This window comes from Halocynthiibacter namhaensis (genome assembly GCF_000812685.1).
Lineage (GTDB): Bacteria > Pseudomonadota > Alphaproteobacteria > Rhodobacterales > Rhodobacteraceae > Halocynthiibacter > Halocynthiibacter namhaensis.
On sequence record NZ_JWIF01000067.1, the window covers coordinates 36360 to 51373 of the forward strand.

Annotated in this window: 18 protein-coding genes; 12 read left to right on the plus strand and 6 right to left on the minus strand. The window is 52.5% G+C overall.

The annotated features are described in order from the left end of the window. Positions 1–103: 103 nt before the first annotated feature. A complete protein-coding gene (locus tag RJ38_RS14875; protein ID WP_039019671.1) occupies positions 104–556 on the minus strand; it encodes a GNAT family N-acetyltransferase in 453 nt (150 codons plus the stop codon). Positions 557–564: 8 nt separating this feature from the next. Beyond that, complete coding sequence (locus RJ38_RS14880; protein WP_039019672.1) at positions 565–1404, minus strand: AAA family ATPase; 840 nt, start codon at positions 1402–1404, stop codon at positions 565–567. A gap of 249 nt (positions 1405–1653) precedes the next feature. Between RJ38_RS14880 and dksA the strand changes: the two genes are divergently transcribed. Further along, entirely contained in the window at positions 1654–2073 is a 420-nt protein-coding gene (dksA, locus tag RJ38_RS14885) for an RNA polymerase-binding protein DksA (RefSeq protein WP_052245451.1), read from the plus strand. A 171-nt stretch (positions 2074–2244) separates the two neighbouring features. After that, positions 2245–2703 (plus strand): c-type cytochrome, encoded by a 459-nt coding sequence (locus RJ38_RS14890; protein ID WP_039019674.1) that lies wholly within the window; start codon positions 2245–2247, stop codon positions 2701–2703. Positions 2704–2735: 32 nt separating this feature from the next. On the opposite strand, the gene xth is transcribed toward RJ38_RS14890, so the two are convergent. After that, the gene (gene xth / locus RJ38_RS14895) at positions 2736–3515 is read right to left on the minus strand and encodes an exodeoxyribonuclease III (protein WP_039019675.1); all 780 of its coding nucleotides are present in this window, start codon (positions 3513–3515) and stop codon (positions 2736–2738) included. 232 nt (positions 3516–3747) lie between these two features. On the opposite strand from xth, the gene RJ38_RS14900 reads away from it, so the two are divergent. Further along, the gene (locus RJ38_RS14900; RefSeq protein WP_039019676.1) at positions 3748–4062 is read left to right on the plus strand and encodes a hypothetical protein; all 315 of its coding nucleotides are present in this window, start codon (positions 3748–3750) and stop codon (positions 4060–4062) included. Positions 4063–4149: 87 nt separating this feature from the next. Here the strand turns inward: RJ38_RS14900 and RJ38_RS14905 are convergent, their stop codons facing one another. After that, positions 4150–4476 carry a HesB/IscA family protein gene (locus tag RJ38_RS14905; RefSeq protein ID WP_039019745.1) on the minus strand — a complete coding sequence of 109 codons (327 nt, stop codon included), beginning with the start codon at positions 4474–4476 and terminating at the stop codon, positions 4150–4152. A 90-nt stretch (positions 4477–4566) separates the two neighbouring features. On the opposite strand from RJ38_RS14905, the gene RJ38_RS14910 reads away from it, so the two are divergent. From RJ38_RS14910 to RJ38_RS18955, 8 genes are all read left to right on the plus strand, one after another. Continuing rightward, positions 4567–5703: a deoxyguanosinetriphosphate triphosphohydrolase gene (locus tag RJ38_RS14910; RefSeq protein ID WP_039019677.1), complete on the plus strand. Its 1137-nt coding sequence runs from the start codon at positions 4567–4569 to the stop codon at positions 5701–5703. Positions 5704–5736: 33 nt separating this feature from the next. Continuing rightward, complete coding sequence (locus RJ38_RS18270; RefSeq protein ID WP_052245452.1) at positions 5737–6138, plus strand: Imm7 family immunity protein; 402 nt, start codon at positions 5737–5739, stop codon at positions 6136–6138. A 134-nt stretch (positions 6139–6272) separates the two neighbouring features. After that, on the plus strand, positions 6273–8018 hold the full coding sequence (gene argS, locus RJ38_RS14920) for an arginine--tRNA ligase (RefSeq protein ID WP_039019678.1): 1746 nt from the start codon (positions 6273–6275) through the stop codon (positions 8016–8018). A 113-nt stretch (positions 8019–8131) separates the two neighbouring features. Continuing rightward, positions 8132–9298 carry an SPOR domain-containing protein gene (locus RJ38_RS14925; protein WP_052245453.1) on the plus strand — a complete coding sequence of 389 codons (1167 nt, stop codon included), beginning with the start codon at positions 8132–8134 and terminating at the stop codon, positions 9296–9298. Further along, positions 9298–10314 (plus strand): glycoside hydrolase family 3 N-terminal domain-containing protein, encoded by a 1017-nt coding sequence (locus tag RJ38_RS14930; protein ID WP_039019679.1) that lies wholly within the window; start codon positions 9298–9300, stop codon positions 10312–10314. Before RJ38_RS14925 ends, RJ38_RS14930 begins: the two co-directional genes overlap by 1 nt. Positions 10315–10341: 27 nt before the next feature. Continuing rightward, positions 10342–11142 (plus strand): segregation and condensation protein A, encoded by an 801-nt coding sequence (locus RJ38_RS14935; protein ID WP_082005777.1) that lies wholly within the window; start codon positions 10342–10344, stop codon positions 11140–11142. A 16-nt stretch (positions 11143–11158) separates the two neighbouring features. Next, positions 11159–11824 carry an SMC-Scp complex subunit ScpB gene (gene scpB / locus RJ38_RS14940; RefSeq protein ID WP_039019749.1) on the plus strand — a complete coding sequence of 222 codons (666 nt, stop codon included), beginning with the start codon at positions 11159–11161 and terminating at the stop codon, positions 11822–11824. 61 nt (positions 11825–11885) lie between these two features. Then, positions 11886–12059 carry a hypothetical protein gene (locus RJ38_RS18955; RefSeq protein WP_156121889.1) on the plus strand — a complete coding sequence of 58 codons (174 nt, stop codon included), beginning with the start codon at positions 11886–11888 and terminating at the stop codon, positions 12057–12059. A 9-nt stretch (positions 12060–12068) separates the two neighbouring features. Here RJ38_RS18955 and RJ38_RS14945 read toward each other — a convergent pair whose 3' ends face one another. Next, positions 12069–13226: an MFS transporter gene (locus RJ38_RS14945; protein ID WP_039019680.1), complete on the minus strand. Its 1158-nt coding sequence runs from the start codon at positions 13224–13226 to the stop codon at positions 12069–12071. 80 nt (positions 13227–13306) lie between these two features. Between RJ38_RS14945 and RJ38_RS14950 the strand changes: the two genes are divergently transcribed. Beyond that, on the plus strand, positions 13307–13852 hold the full coding sequence (locus RJ38_RS14950; RefSeq protein WP_039019681.1) for an Lrp/AsnC family transcriptional regulator: 546 nt from the start codon (positions 13307–13309) through the stop codon (positions 13850–13852). On the opposite strand, the gene RJ38_RS14955 is transcribed toward RJ38_RS14950, so the two are convergent. Continuing rightward, a complete protein-coding gene (locus RJ38_RS14955) occupies positions 13836–14954 on the minus strand; it encodes a 2'-deoxycytidine 5'-triphosphate deaminase (RefSeq protein WP_052245461.1) in 1119 nt (372 codons plus the stop codon). The genes RJ38_RS14950 and RJ38_RS14955 overlap by 17 nt on opposite strands. Positions 14955–15014 lie beyond the last annotated feature (60 nt).

Consider the following 15014-nt stretch of genomic DNA (forward strand, 5'->3'; position numbering starts at 1 on the left):
CGGCGGCAAGTGCTGCGGCGGATGTGTCTATTGATATAGGAACCCAAGATACGAATTGACAGGAACAAGCATGACGAAAAATTAGCGGGCAAAATGGTGGAAATTACGGACGTTGATATTTGAGGAAATCCGACAATACACCGATACGGTCATATAGCTTCCTTGCATCTTCATTGAAGTGCTGGGTTAGCCAATAAACTGTTGGGCTTCCCGCTTGATCTGCGTGGGCGTATACAGCCTCGATCAAAGCGCGTCCAATGCCCAAACCACGCTGGTCAGAATCCGCCCAGAGATCTTGTAAATAACAGACGTTTTCAACTTTCCATGCATGCCGATGATATAGGAAATGGGTCAATCCAACGGGCTTACCTTCATGTTCGGCGATCAGGCAGCTGAAATCTTGGGGATCGTCCCCCAAAAGCCGCGCGAATGTCGACGCATAAATCTCTTGCGTGACCTCTGATTGATAATAGTTAAGGTACCCCGTCCACATGCGCCGCCATTCGGCTTCGTCATCTTGGGTGAGCGGGCGGATGGTGATGTTCGTTTTTGACATGAGTGTTCTCAGCGTTGATTGCGGGCCATGAAAGCGAGGCGCTCAAACAGATGAACGTCTTGTTCATTTTTAAGCAAAGCACCGTGCAGGCGGGGCAGAGCGGAACTTGAATCCGCCTTTAAATCTGCCGCAGAAAGATCTTCTGCAAGTAGAAGTTTCAACCAATCTAGAACTTCGGATGTAGATGGCTTTTTCTTTAAGCCAGCTTGATCACGAATTTCATAGAATTGCGTCAGGGCCGCGGTCAGCAAAGCATCCTTGATCCCAGGGTGATGCACTTCAACAATTTTGCGCATCGTGTCCATATCTGGGAAGCGAATATAGTGGAAAAAGCAGCGACGCAGAAACGCGTCGGGCAGCTCTTTTTCATTGTTTGACGTGATGATAACCACCGGGCGATTGACCGCTTTGACGGTTTCGCCGGTCTCATACACGTGGAACTCCATTTTATCGAGTTCTTGCAAAAGATCGTTCGGAAACTCGATATCTGCCTTGTCAATTTCATCAATCAACAACAAGGATTTCCGTTCTGCACCAAAGGCTTGCCACAATTTACCTTTGCGAATGTAGTTCTTCACATCATGAACGCGTGCATCGCCCAATTGGCTGTCGCGCAGGCGCGAAACAGCGTCATATTCATACAGGCCTTGCTGGGCTTTTGTCGTGGATTTTATGTGCCATTCCAGCATTGGCAGATCCAAGGCGTCCGCCACTTGTTTGGCAAGTTCGGTTTTGCCTGTGCCAGGTTCACCCTTTACCAAAAGGGGACGCTCAAGCGCCACGGCGGCGTTGACTGCAACGGTCAAATCGTCGGTTGCAACATAAGATTTGGTGCCAGTAAATTTCATTTCTGTCGTGTCTTTCTTTGCGAAATATTGCTCAATTTGCGTTCAATCGACCACATGATTTTCCCACGACCATAGCAGATGTGGGCGACGCTACAACTCCCGGTGAACTGTTAGTAGACAATCTTATTGAGATCGCGTAATGCAAGCACAAGAGAGAGAGAGCCGGAAGACGGACTCGGGACCTGGGGGGAATTTACCCTCGATCACTGGCGAGTTATGTCCCTGGCAATATTATTAACGGGAGCGGGTATGAAAGCTGAAGTTTTCTTGCCAGACGATTATCATCCGGCTGAAGATGAGCCGTTCATGAATGATCGCCAATTGGAATATTTTCGTCGTAAGTTGATTGCTTGGAAAGATGATATTCTTGAAGGCAATAAAGATACGATTGAGGCCCTACAAGGCAACACACGCAATATCCCAGATGTTGCGGATCGGGCCTCGGAAGAAACAGATCGTGCGCTGGAATTACGCACGCGTGATCGTGAGCGCAAAGTTGTCAATAAGATCGACAGCGCATTGCGTCGGATCGAAGAGGGTGAATTTGGCTACTGCGATAAGACAGGTGAACCTATCTCACTGAAACGCCTGAACGCGCGTCCGATTGCGACCATGACTTTGGAAGCGCAGGAACGCCACGAACGCCGCGAGCGTGTGCACCGCGACTAGATCTCATCGTTGCGGTGAACCGATCCATTGCGAATATGAAAGAGCCGGGTTTGTCCCGGCTCTTTTTTGTTTCATACCAACCGTTGATCTGGATCAACCCATATATGACGTGAATATGGTTCCCCTTGAAGTTGTGCGCGGGGATGTGCACGAATCTAAAAAGAGGGTGAAATGAAGACGATTAGAATTGCCACAGCGCTGATGTGGGGCGTGTTGGGGGCGGTGGGCGCTACAGGCGTATTCGCCGAAGGGGATGCCATCAAAGGGGAACAGCAGTTTAGACGCTGCATTGCCTGCCACATTATTGTTGATGACGCCGGTACGGTTCTGGTGAAGGGTGGAATTACAGGCCCGAACCTGTTTGGCGTGATTGGACGAGTGGCGGGCACCGAGAATGACTATCTGAACGGTGGTCCGCGTTTGCCGATAGGCATGTATACAGATGCAATGAAACATGCGGGCGCGGACGGATTGGTCTGGACCGAGGCCAACCTCGCCGCGTTCGTCAAAGATCCTATCGCCTTCGTGCGTGATTTTACCGGTGACAGTGATCTCCGGGTAAACATGAGCGTCCGACTGGCTCAAGGCGGCGAAGACATAGCGGCCTATTTGGCAGGGTTTTCGCAGTAATCCAGCAGCGTCACAGCAATCTTGGGCGCGTGTTACGCGTCCAATTTAACCCAAACCGGGACGTGGTCGCTGGGCTTTTCATAGCCCCGAATTTCGGAATCGATCTGGCAATCCTGCAAAAGATCCGCGCAATCTGGCGACAGTAAAAAATGATCAATGCGAATACCATCGTTGCGGTTCCAAGCGCCCCGTTGGAAATCCCAGAAGGAATAGGTTTCAGGCGCGGCATTGCGCATGCGCAACGCATCGGTGAACCCAAGGTTTAACAGGCGACGCCATGCGGCACGGCTTTCGGGGCGATATAAGGCATCTTCAACCCAGTTCTCTGGGTGTTTGGCATCTTCCGCTTGAGGGATGATGTTGTAATCCCCGGCCATAAGGAAGGGTTCTTCGAAGTCCAACAGTTGGCGCGCACGGGCTTCCATCCGTTCCATCCAAGCAAGTTTGTAATCATATTTCGGGCCGGGAACCGGGTTGCCATTGGGCAGATAAAGCCCGCAGATCCGCACCGCTTTTTCCCCCATAACAGTTGCCTCAATCCAGCGGGCCTGTTCGTCACTGTCGTCACCAGGCAATCCGCGACGAATGTCTTCCAACGGCAGCTTTGATAGGATCGCCACACCATTAAAGCTTTTTTGCCCGTGTGTTTCCACCTGATATCCCATGTCCTCGAAATGCTCACGTGGGAAGTTCTCATCTACAGATTTGATCTCTTGCAAGATCGCGACATCTGGTTTTCGGGTGTTCAGCCAATCGGTTAGCGCGTTCAATCGGGCTTTGATGCCGTTGATATTATATGTGGCGATGATCATGGCGCTCTCCGTTGTTTGGGCAGTTTTCCCTCGGATCGCTGCGTAATGCAAGGCCATGCGGATGTGCCTATTTCAGTCGATCACACGGCTGTGTGCGGTCGTGCACGATGTGTGATCAATCCTCACGCTTCTGTGTGTTGAACGTGACCACGGCCACCCCCAAATCAAACTCATCGGAAGCAACAAGACTTCCACCGAAACAAACGAACCCAGACCCGTAAGGAATATGAAAATGAAAACTGTAATCGCATCCATCCTCGCCCTGACTGTTGCTGCTCCTGCTTTTGCTGGCGCCAAAGACGTCGAAGCACATTTCGCACAAGACAACACTGGCATTGAAGCCGTTGTTTTGGACAGCCACACACCAGTCACTGCAGAAGCTGTTGAAATCTTTGCAGATCTCGCAGCAGAGGCAGGCACCGGCATCGAAACCCAATCAAACCCAGTTGTTGGTGTAACGGCGTCTTCCAAAGGCGGCGTGAACCCGGTTGCCGCAGCTTGGTTCGCAAGCCAATTGGCCTCTGAAGACGCATCAGATCGCAATTAAGCCCAAGAGTTACCACGACGAAAAAGCCCCAGAGAGCGATCTCTGGGGCTTTTTGATTGTGCTAAGTCGTAAAGATAGCAGGGAAGATTACATAGAAAAACTGGTGCCGCATCCACAGGCGCTGGTGGCATTCGGGTTTTCAACTGTAAATCGCGCACCGATCAGTTCATCGGTGAAATCAATCACCGCACTGGTCAAGAATGGCAGCGAGGTTGAATCAATCACCACCTTTTGACCTTCGCCCTCAAGCACCAAGTCATCACCCGTCACAGCGTCAAGTTTGATCTCATACTGAAAGCCGGAACACCCACCGCCTTCAACAGCAATGCGCAGGGCTTGCGGGATATCGACGCCATCATTGATTTCAGAGAGACGTTCAAAGGCGCGTTTTGTCACGCTTGGGGGCAGGGTCAGGGACATGGGGGCCTCAGTTCGCGGTTTATTTCGTTTCACAGTCAATATAAGGGTGTGGATAACTGGCGACAACAGCGAGATCAGGCAAATATGTTGAAATCCTATGCCTCACACCCGAATAATAGCCGCGGGCGGCTGTTTGCGGAAGAAGAAAGTGCGTTTCGGTCTTGTTTTCAAAGAGATCGCGATCGGATCATTCATGCGTCGGCTTTTCGACGTCTCAAACATAAAACCCAAGTTTTTGTGGAACATGAGGGCGATTATTACCGCACGCGTCTGACACATTCGATTGAGGTGGCCCAGGTTGCCCGCACAATTGCAGGCGCTTTGGGGTTGAACGCCGAACTGACAGAGGCCGTTGCATTGGCCCATGACCTTGGCCACACGCCCTTTGGGCACACGGGCGAAGACGCAATGGAAGAGATGATGGCGCCTTATGGTGGCTTTGATCACAACGCCCAAGCCTTGCGAATTGTCACGTCTTTGGAACGTCATTATGCGAAATGGGATGGGTTGAATCTGACGTGGGAATGCCTTGAAGGGATCGCCAAACACAACGGACCTGTGGTGGGTGATTTGCCTTATGCTTTAAGTGACTACAACGATGTGCATGATCTTGAGCTGCCCACTTGGGCCAGCGCCGAAGCCCAGGCGGCAGCCGTTGCCGACGATATCGCTTACAACCACCATGATTTGCAGGATGGTCTGCGCGCGGGGTTGTTTACGATGGATGACATTGCCGATTTGCCACTGTTGAAGCCCTGTTTTGCAGAAGTTGACGCGTTATATCCCGACCTTGATCAGGGGCGTCGCCGTCATGAAATTCTGCGGCGGTTCTTTGGCATCTTGGTGGGGGACGTGATTGACGTGGCCCGCGCTAATATTGCCGAGCTGCACCCTCAATCCGTCGAGGATATTCGCCACGCGGGCAGGGGGATGGTGCTGTTTTCAGACGCGGTCTTCCAAGACCTAAAGATTGTGCGTGAATTTCTGTTCACCCGTATGTATCGCGCCCCAAGCGTGGTCGAAATGCGCAAAAAAGTGACCCAAGTGGTGAAAGATCTTTTCCCATATTTCCTTGAAAATCCACAAGTCCTACCCGAAAACTGGCAACGCGAAATCTCTGACCCCGCAGACAAAATCATGCTCGCCCGCCTGGTGGCGGATTACGTTTCAGGCATGACCGATCGCTTTGCTCTGACGGAACATGCGCGGTTTTTTGGGTGATGAAGGCGAGCTTCAAGTGGCTAGGAGTACAAAATGATTGAGTTGCACGGCTGGGTCGTCCTTCGAGAATCTTTTGATGAAGAGGGGGAATGCGAGGTATTGTTTTCTGAAGCGCGATCCAAGATCGGGAGGTACCTCCGGAATGCTCCGGATTCCAATCTTATCTGTACTGAGGTTGTGCAAAATGGCGCGTACAATCTCCTTGTAAACGGGAACTTTAACCACAAGGATAGCCGGTGGAACTATGTAGTTGCTTTATTTGAGTTTATCGCGAAGGTGGCGGTGGGATCTTATGGAGTGCTTCATTTCTTCGATGATGAAGATCAAAAGGGTAAAGACAATCAGTTTCAAGTGCTTGTCCTTAAAAAGGGGCAAATCAAATGGGTGGTAGATGAAAATATGTCGCCATATTTCCCTGAATTGGAAGAGCGCTAGATTGAAGAGTTGATATGTTCCGAGTGAGCGCCTGCTTTGCAATTGTTTGGAGGTGACATTTAGGGGGATTAATGAGCGTTGACCCTAACTCGTAACATGATAAACCCGCGATACTGATTTAAAGGACGCCTAACATGAACCTCTTTGCTGATATTCGTGCGCTTGTGATTGATTGCCTGGATGCAATGGTTGCTGAGGGTGCGCTGCCTGCTGGCCTGTCGTATGACAATGTGACCGCAGAGCCGCCCCGCGATGCGGCGCATGGGGATATGGCGACCAATGCGGCGATGGTTTTGGCGAAGCCTGCAAAGGCGAAACCACGCGACATCGCTGAGGCTTTGGCCGCCAAGCTTATGGCCGATGCGCGGGTGATCAGTGCTGAGGTCGCGGGGCCTGGCTTTTTGAACCTGCGTTTGGATCCTGTTATTTGGCAAGGTTTGGTCGCCGCCGTGCTAGAGCAGGGGGCTGATTTTGGCCGTTCCGATTTGGGCGCTGGTCTGAAGGTGAACGTGGAATATGTCTCTGCGAACCCCACTGGGCCTTTGCATGTTGGGCATACGCGTGGTGCAGTGTTTGGTGACGCTTTGGCAAGTCTGTTGGATTTCGCTGGATACAACGTGACGCGCGAATATTATATCAATGATGCAGGCGCCCAGGTTGATGTGCTCGCGCGGTCGGTTTATCTGCGTTACCTTGAGGCGCATGGTCAGGACGTGGCCTTTGTTGATGGCACATACCCGGGTGATTACCTCGTGCCAGTTGGGCAGGCCTTGAAAGATAAGGTTGGTGACGCTTGGGTTGGGCAGCCGGAATCAGTTTGGTTGGCTGAGGCGCGTGAATTCGCGACGGAACAAATGATGGATCTGATCCGCGCAGACTTGAAGTCTTTGGGCGTTGAGATGGACCTATTCTATAGCGAAAAGTCCCTATATGGCACGGGCCAAATTGAAGCCGCGATTGGCGCACTTGAAGCCGGCGGTCTGATCTATGAAGGCGTGCTTGAGCCGCCAAAAGGCAAGAAGCCTGACGATTGGGAACCCCGCGAGCAAACCCTGTTCAAATCCACCGAACATGGTGATGATGTGGACCGTCCGGTGAAGAAGTCAGACGGTGCTTGGACCTATTTCGCGCCTGATATTGCCTATCATTACAACAAGGTAGAGCGCGGCTTTGATCAGCTGATCGACATCTTCGGTGCCGATCATGGTGGCTATGTCAAACGTATGAAGGCCGCGGTTTCGGCCTTGTCCGGTGGCCGTGTACCCCTTGATATTAAGCTGTGCCAATTGGTGAAACTGTACAAAAACGGCGAGCCTTTTAAAATGTCAAAACGCGCGGGCACTTTCGTGACTTTGCGCAATGTGGTTGATCAGGTTGGCCCTGATGTGACTCGTTTTGTAATGCTGACACGTAAGAACGACGCCCCGCTGGATTTCGATTTTGACAAGGTGCTTGAACAGTCCAAAGACAACCCGGTATTCTACGTGCAATACGCCCATGCGCGTGTGAATTCGGTGTTGAAGAAGGCGAAAGCAGCGGGAATTCCCGTTGATGATGCGACGTTGAAAACTGCTGACTTATCTGTTCTGGATCACGATGCCGAATTGGCTGTGGCCAAGAAATTGGCCAGCTTTCCACGCTTGATTGAAACCGCTGCGCGCACCAATGAACCGCATCGCGTTGCATTCTATCTATTTGAATTGGCATCAGAATTCCACGGTTTGTACCATATGGGCAAGAACGAGGAAGGGCTGCGCAGCTTGCAAGAAAGCAACATTTCGCTGTCTCAGTCTAAAATCGCGCTGGCGCGTTCAGTTTCCGTTGTTATTTCTGCTGGTCTTGCTATTCTTGGTGTGAAACCGGTCGACGAAATGCGCTAACGGATCCGCCAAGAGATCTCTTTCTGTGCTGTCGCTGGTCATTGAGGCAGAGAAACCGCAACTGTTAAACCCGAGACACATTGGGAGCAGGAGGCGGACAGAAAGGCAAGACTATGGCGGTTTACGATCAGCCGGATTCCCACGGTGCCCATCGGCATCATCCAGGCCTGCAGGCTGTGCAGCGCAAGGCTGTTGTGCCGCGTCGTGTAGTTCCTGATCATATGATGCAAGCGCCAGATGCGCGTTATGCAGCGCCTCAGGCGCAATATACCCAACCTGAGTATGCTCAACCTCGGCAGGCGCAGCCCCAATATGCACCACATCAGGCGGCGCATGATCCATATGGGCAGCCCTATCAGCAGGGCGATGCACAAGGATATGTTCCTACGTCTGTTGCGCCATCTCCGGTTTATTACCTTGGGGCAGCCTTGTCTTTGGGTCTGATCATCGGTGTGGGCGTTTGGGGGTACCAGATTGCGATGCGTGATGTGAATGGCATTCCGGTTGTTGCGGCTTTGGATATTCCGGCACGTGTGCAACCCGAAGATCCTGGTGGACGCCAAGCTGCGCATCAAGGCTTGGCTGTGAATGATGTTCAGGCCAATGGCGAGGCCACAGCGACCGCTGATCGGTTGATCCTTGCGCCGCCTCCGATTGATTTGATCGAGGGGGACGGCCCCGTTTCCGACATTATTCCCGCGGTCGCACGCAGTATTGTTCCGACGAATTCCGCAAATGACTTGGACAGCAGCATTCAGCTTGCCGTGGCTTCGGCCATTACCCAGTCCGATGGCACGACGTATGGCGAGACGCGCGATGCGCAGGGTAATGTTATTACACGTATAGCGCCGTCCGTTCCAGGCGTGTCTGTTTCGAAGGTACCGTTGCCGCGTCCACAGCTTGATCTAGGGTCCTATACTCGCTTGGCAGATCCTACCAACGCGACATCGACTGCGTCCAACGCAGGTACGGCACCGACACAAGTTGCAGCGGTTTCCGGTGTGGACGTTGATCCAAGCGCGATCACCGTGGGCACCAAACTTGTTCAAATTGGCGCCTTCGACAGTGAAGATGCCGCGCGGGCAGAATGGGATCGTTTGACCAGCCAGTTTGGTGGTGTTTTTGAAGGAAAACAACGTCTTATCCAGTCGGCAGCGCATAGCGGACGTAGCTTCTATCGTTTGCGTGTACATGGGTTCGATGACACGGCACAAACGGGTCAGTTCTGTTCCGAGATGATCGCACGGTCCGTTATTTGTATCCCTGTAGAAATCCGCTGATGACGGTTTCCACGGCGACAGGTGCTTATATTTTTGGCTGTTCAGGCCAAGATTTATTACCCGAGGAGGCCGCTTTCTTTCGTGAAACGCGGCCACTTGGGTTTATTCTTTTTGCACGCAATCTGGTGGATCCGGATCAAATTCGACGGCTGACCGATGATTTGCGTTTGGCTGCTGGTCATGACGCGATGGTATTGATTGACCAAGAAGGGGGGCGTGTCGAACGGATGAGCGCCCCGCATTGGTCAACATGGATCTCGCCTTTGGACCAAGTGCGAACTGTTCGGGCCGCCTATGGTGCGGATGCGGCGCGCCGCTCAATGTATTTGCGATATCAAGTGATTGCTGCACAGCTTTTGGCATCCGGGATTGATGTGAACTGTGTGCCATGTTCCGATGTCGCTCACGCCGAAACACACCCGGTGTTGTACAATCGCTGTTACGGCGAAGACCTTGAAACTGTTGTGGATATTTCGAAATCTGTTGCGCAGGCTCATCTCGATGCCGGTGCCCTGCCTGTGGTGAAACACATGCCTGGCCACGGACGTGCTACACTTGATAGCCATCTGGAATTGCCCAGTGTTTCTGCAGATCATGCGGATCTTGATCAGGTTGATTTTGCCGCGTTTCGTGCCCTATCGGATTTGCCATTGGGGATGAGCGCCCATATCGTTTACGAGGCCCTAGGCCAAACCGGGCCAGCGACGACCTCCCATGATATGATCCGTCTTATTCGCGACGATATTGGTTTTGGTGGCCTGTTGATGACCGATGACCTGTCGATGCAAGCCTTGGACGGAACCGTCGCGCAACGCAGTCAACGTGCTTTGGCCGCTGGGTGTGACGTGATTTTGCATTGCAATGGCGAGATGGCTGAGATGCAAGGCATTGCGAAGGTTTCAGGCGGGTTAAGTGATGCCGCATGTCGGCGCGCTGTATCTGCGCTCGCTTTGCGCGAAAATGGCGTCAGCGTTGACATTTCAGCTGCGATCGCCGAGCTTAAAACACTTCTTTAACTGTTCTACACTGGTGAGCCGCTCACAATGATGGACAATGCAGCTGTGATACCCGGGGAAAGCGTGTCTGATCGCGTCGCACGGCGATTGGCGGCAGAAGCGTTGATCGTGGATGTTGAAGGGTTTGAAGGTCCGTTGGACCTGTTGCTTACGTTATCACGCACCCAAAAAGTGGATTTACGCCGGATCTCGGTTTTGGAATTGGCGCATCAGTACCTCGCGTTCATTGAAAAAGCGAAGTCACTAAGAATTGAACTGGCCGCAGATTATCTGGTTATGGCGGCATGGTTGGCGTTTCTTAAGTCACGCTTGTTACTGCCACCTGACCCAACGGAGGCCGGGCCATCGGGCGAAGAATTGGCCGCACACCTCGCGTTTCAGTTGGAGCGCCTAGAGGCAATGCGAAAGGCCGCTGCACGGCTTATGGCGCGCGATCAAAAGGGACGAGATTTCTTTGCGCGCGGTGAGGTCGAAACCGTGGAACGTGTGCGTAAAGTATCCTACACCGCAACGCTGTTGGACTTGATGCAGGGGTATGCACGGCTGCGAACGCGCGATGATTTTCGGCCGTTTGTCATGGATCGTGATGCGGTTTTCACGATGGAACAGGCCTTGGAACGTTTGCGTGGATTAATCGGTTATAGCGGTGATTGGACTGAGCTTGGCACCTATCTTCCTGATGGGTGGATTGAAGACCCAGAAAAGTTACGATCCGCAACGGCTGCGACTTTTGCCGCCTCGCTTGAACTGGTGAAAGAAGGCAAGATTGAACTGCGACAGGGCAGTGTATTTGCGCCCATTCAGATTAGAAAGAAATCCAGTGAGTGACTTTGAACTTGATCCGATGAGTGCCGCCCAACACCCTAAGAAAAAAGAGAAAACTCTTTTCGAGGCCCCGCCGGTTGCAGAACAAGAGCGCATGGTTGAGGCGATGCTGTTTGCCTCTGCAGAGCCAATGACCCTGAAAGAAATTGAATCGCGAATGCCCCATGGATGCGACGCAGCCGAGGCGATTGCCTATCTGCGCAAACGCTATGAAGGGCGGGGCGTTCGCGTTGTAAAATCGGGGGATTCTTGGGCAATGCGGACGGCACCGGATCTTGCATTTTTGATGCATAAGGAAGTGGTGGAAACACGTAAACTATCCCGCGCTGCGGTCGAGACGTTGGCGATCATCGCCTATCACCAGCCCGCGACACGCGCAGAGATCGAAGAGATACGGGGGGTGTCTGTTTCGCGCGGCACCATTGACCAGTTGCTTGAGATGGAATGGATACGCATTGGTCGGCGGCGCATGACGCCAGGTCGCCCGGTGACCTTTGTGGTGACGCAGGAGTTTCTCGACCATTTTGACCTTGAAAACACCCGCGATTTACCTGGCTTGAAAGAACTGCGCGCTGCAGGGTTGTTGGACAATCGGCCACCACCCGGTCTTATGCCTGGCCCGGTAGGGGACGAGAGCGAAGACCATCTAGGTGACACGGATCAGAGCGAATTGTTCGAAGATTGATGCTTGATTGTCAATGAAACCTTAAGCCATATAGAAATAGTACAGTTGTCAGGAGGCGCATGTGAACATTTATGGATTAATCCGCAGGTTTGGGTTTATGGCATTGCGCAAGGGCGTTGATCGCTTTGGTCAGCCCAAAAATGGTGAAAAATCGGCACAGTCCCCCGAACGCAAAAAACAGATGCATCAATCGATCAATATGATCCAGCGGCTTATGCGAATGATGCGGTTCTAGATCTGAGAATTACGAGGTCGCAGCGGCGCGTCGTTGACGCATCCGCGCGACGCTTGCCTCGACTGCTCCGAAGGCCGCGAGGAGGGCTGAGATCAACATGCACCCGGCTAAGCCGGACATGTCAAAGCCCATGCGAAAGACCAGCGTCGCGCCGAAGACGCTAAGGTACATGACAGCCGAGTTCAAACCAAGAATTGCCCCGCGCTGTGTTGGGTCAATCGCTGTCAGGCGCGACACGGTTAGTGTAAGGCCCGCGTGTTGCAAAACTCCCCAGACGAACATCCCAACCAGCAAGCCACTATAGATGTTCGATAGGTTGCTAAAGCTGGCGTAGAATACTGATAGTGTTGCGAAAATTACAATCAGCCCGCGACGAGGGCCAACCTTATCAAGCCATGGATCAAGAAACATGGAAAGGCCGAACCCAATCCCATACATCAAGGTAAGAAAGCCCGCGTCACCCACCTGCATGCCCATATTGCGTTCAAGGTGGGCACCGAGATAATTGTAGATTCCGTAGAAACCTCCACCCAACATAAGGACAGCAAAAAGTCCGGGGATGACTTCTGGCAAACGCAGCGCACGAAGTGGGGATGTGATTTGCCCACATGCTGGAGGTGCTTCGAAACGCAGTCGGGAAACACTGACAGTTGCCAAGCCAAGACCTATTGCCAACAGGAAATAGACGGATCTCCAACCTGCGAATTCTGTGATCCATGCAGATAGGGTGACACCCCCGGCCATGGATAGGGTCCAACCTGTTAATACTTGGCCAATGATCTGCGACTCGCGCCCTTTGGGTGCCAGATGTGCTGCAAGGGAATATGTGGCGGGCAGGGCGACACCTGCGGCAAAACCTGCGACGACCTGTGCGGCGATCAAAATATAGAGGTTCGGCGCAATTCCGGTGACAGCCAGGGCCAAGGTCATGACGGCAAGAGAGATTTTCAAAGCCTTATCAGCGCCATAGCGATCAACAAGTGGCGCAAACAGAACAGCGGATAAAGCAACCGCAAGCCCGTATAACGCCATGGCAGACAGCACATCCGCGGCTTCTTGCAGCCCCAAGCCAGAGGCAACCGCCGCGGCGACAGGCGACAGAACCAGAGAATTGGAACCGACAATGCCGACGGTACAGGTTAACAGAAGAACGGCCGAGCGTTGCATGAAGTTTCCAATTGGTTTGTGAATGTCATTCGCTATATGTCTTTAATCACCGAATGAAATATTGAAACAGAGGAAATCACATGGCGCACGAAAAAACAGATAATCTTCAGCCTGCTATGCGTGAGGAACGCCGCTTTGATGCGATTGACCGAAAAATATCCGCTGCATTGGTGCAAAATGCCAATCGCAGCTTCGCGAGCCTATCAGAGGAAATTGGCCTTTCCCCTGCGGCGTTACATGAGCGCGTGAAACGCTTACGCGCAAACGGGTTGATCAAGTCGACGCAGGTTGCCTTGGACGGTCCAGGCATTGGAAAACCATTGCTGGCATTCGTGCATGTCACCGCGGCTGGCTGGGGGATTACGCCTGATATGATCATGATTTCGCGCTTACCAGAGGTGGAAGAAGTACACACGGTCACGGGTGATATCAGCGTGATTTTGAAAGTTCGCGTTGCCAACTCAAATGCGTTAGAAGGATTCCTTGGACGGCTTTATGCGCTAAAGGAAGTGCGGGCCACCAGCAGCCATGTGGTGCTGACAACCCATCAAGAACGTCCTATTCAAGCAGAGATTACAGAAGACCTACGTGCGGTCGATCCCGCCAATATTATGCCAATGGTTTGAAGTGTTTAGACAGTTTTAGGCCTTGTCCCTGATAGTTTGAGGCAATGCCTGCCCCATACAGCTGTTGGGGGATTTCAGCCATCTTTTCATAGACCAGACGACCAACGACTTGTCCATGTTCAAGCACAAAGGGGGCCTCGTGACAGCGCACTTCTAACACACCCCGAGATCCGGCACCGCCTGCGGTATCATGGCCAAAACCGGGGTCAAAGAACCCGGCGTAATGCACGCGAAATTCACCAACCATGGCCAAATAGGGGGCCATTTCGGCGGCGCAGTTTGGTGGTATGGTCACGGCTTCACGGCTGACAAGAATGTAGAACGCACCGGGATCCAAGATGATGCGGCCCTCGGATGTGTGGATGGGCTCCCAGTAATCGGCTGGGTCGTAATGGGCAATATTGTCGAGATCGATGACACCGGAATGGGGTTTGGCGCGGAAACCCACGAGATTGCCGGTTTCGGGCTTCAAGTCGACAGAAAAGCCAAGGCCGTCGCTGATGAGCGCGTCACCAGAAACCAGGCGATCACGTTCGTGAAGTTTTGTTAGATCTGCATCACTTAATATGGATTGGCCCCTGCGAAACCGAATTTGGTTCAGTCGCATTCCTGGACGGACCAAGACGGAAAAGCTGCGCGGGCAGATTTCTGCATACAATGGCCCAGAGTATCCGGCAGGGATGCGATCAAATTCGGCGCCCCCATCCGTGACAACACGGGTCAACAGGTCAAGGCGACCGGTGGATGACTTGGCGTTTGTAACGGCTTGTATATTGTCTGGAAGGTCGAGACCTTCCATGAGTTCGACCACATAGACGCAGCCCTTTTCAAGGACCACACCCGGGGTGAGGGCGATCTCATGCATCTCAAATTCGCCAAGACGATCTGCAACTTTATTTCCGGCACCTGACAAAAAAGATGCACGTACGCGCCAAGCGCGCAGTCCAAGGCGTAGATCAAGAGAGGCAGGCTGAATTTGCCCTTCAACACAATCCGCGTCACATAGGATCTGCCCCTCAGTAATCATCTGGCTGATTTCTGTGTCCGGCAGCACACCAATCCCTAAATCTTGGGTCTTGGTTGTTGAGGAGAGGTCAGCCATGGGCGAATCCTTTCTGAAACTGCGCTGTTGCGCGTGGTCTGAAGTTTGACCCATCCCATG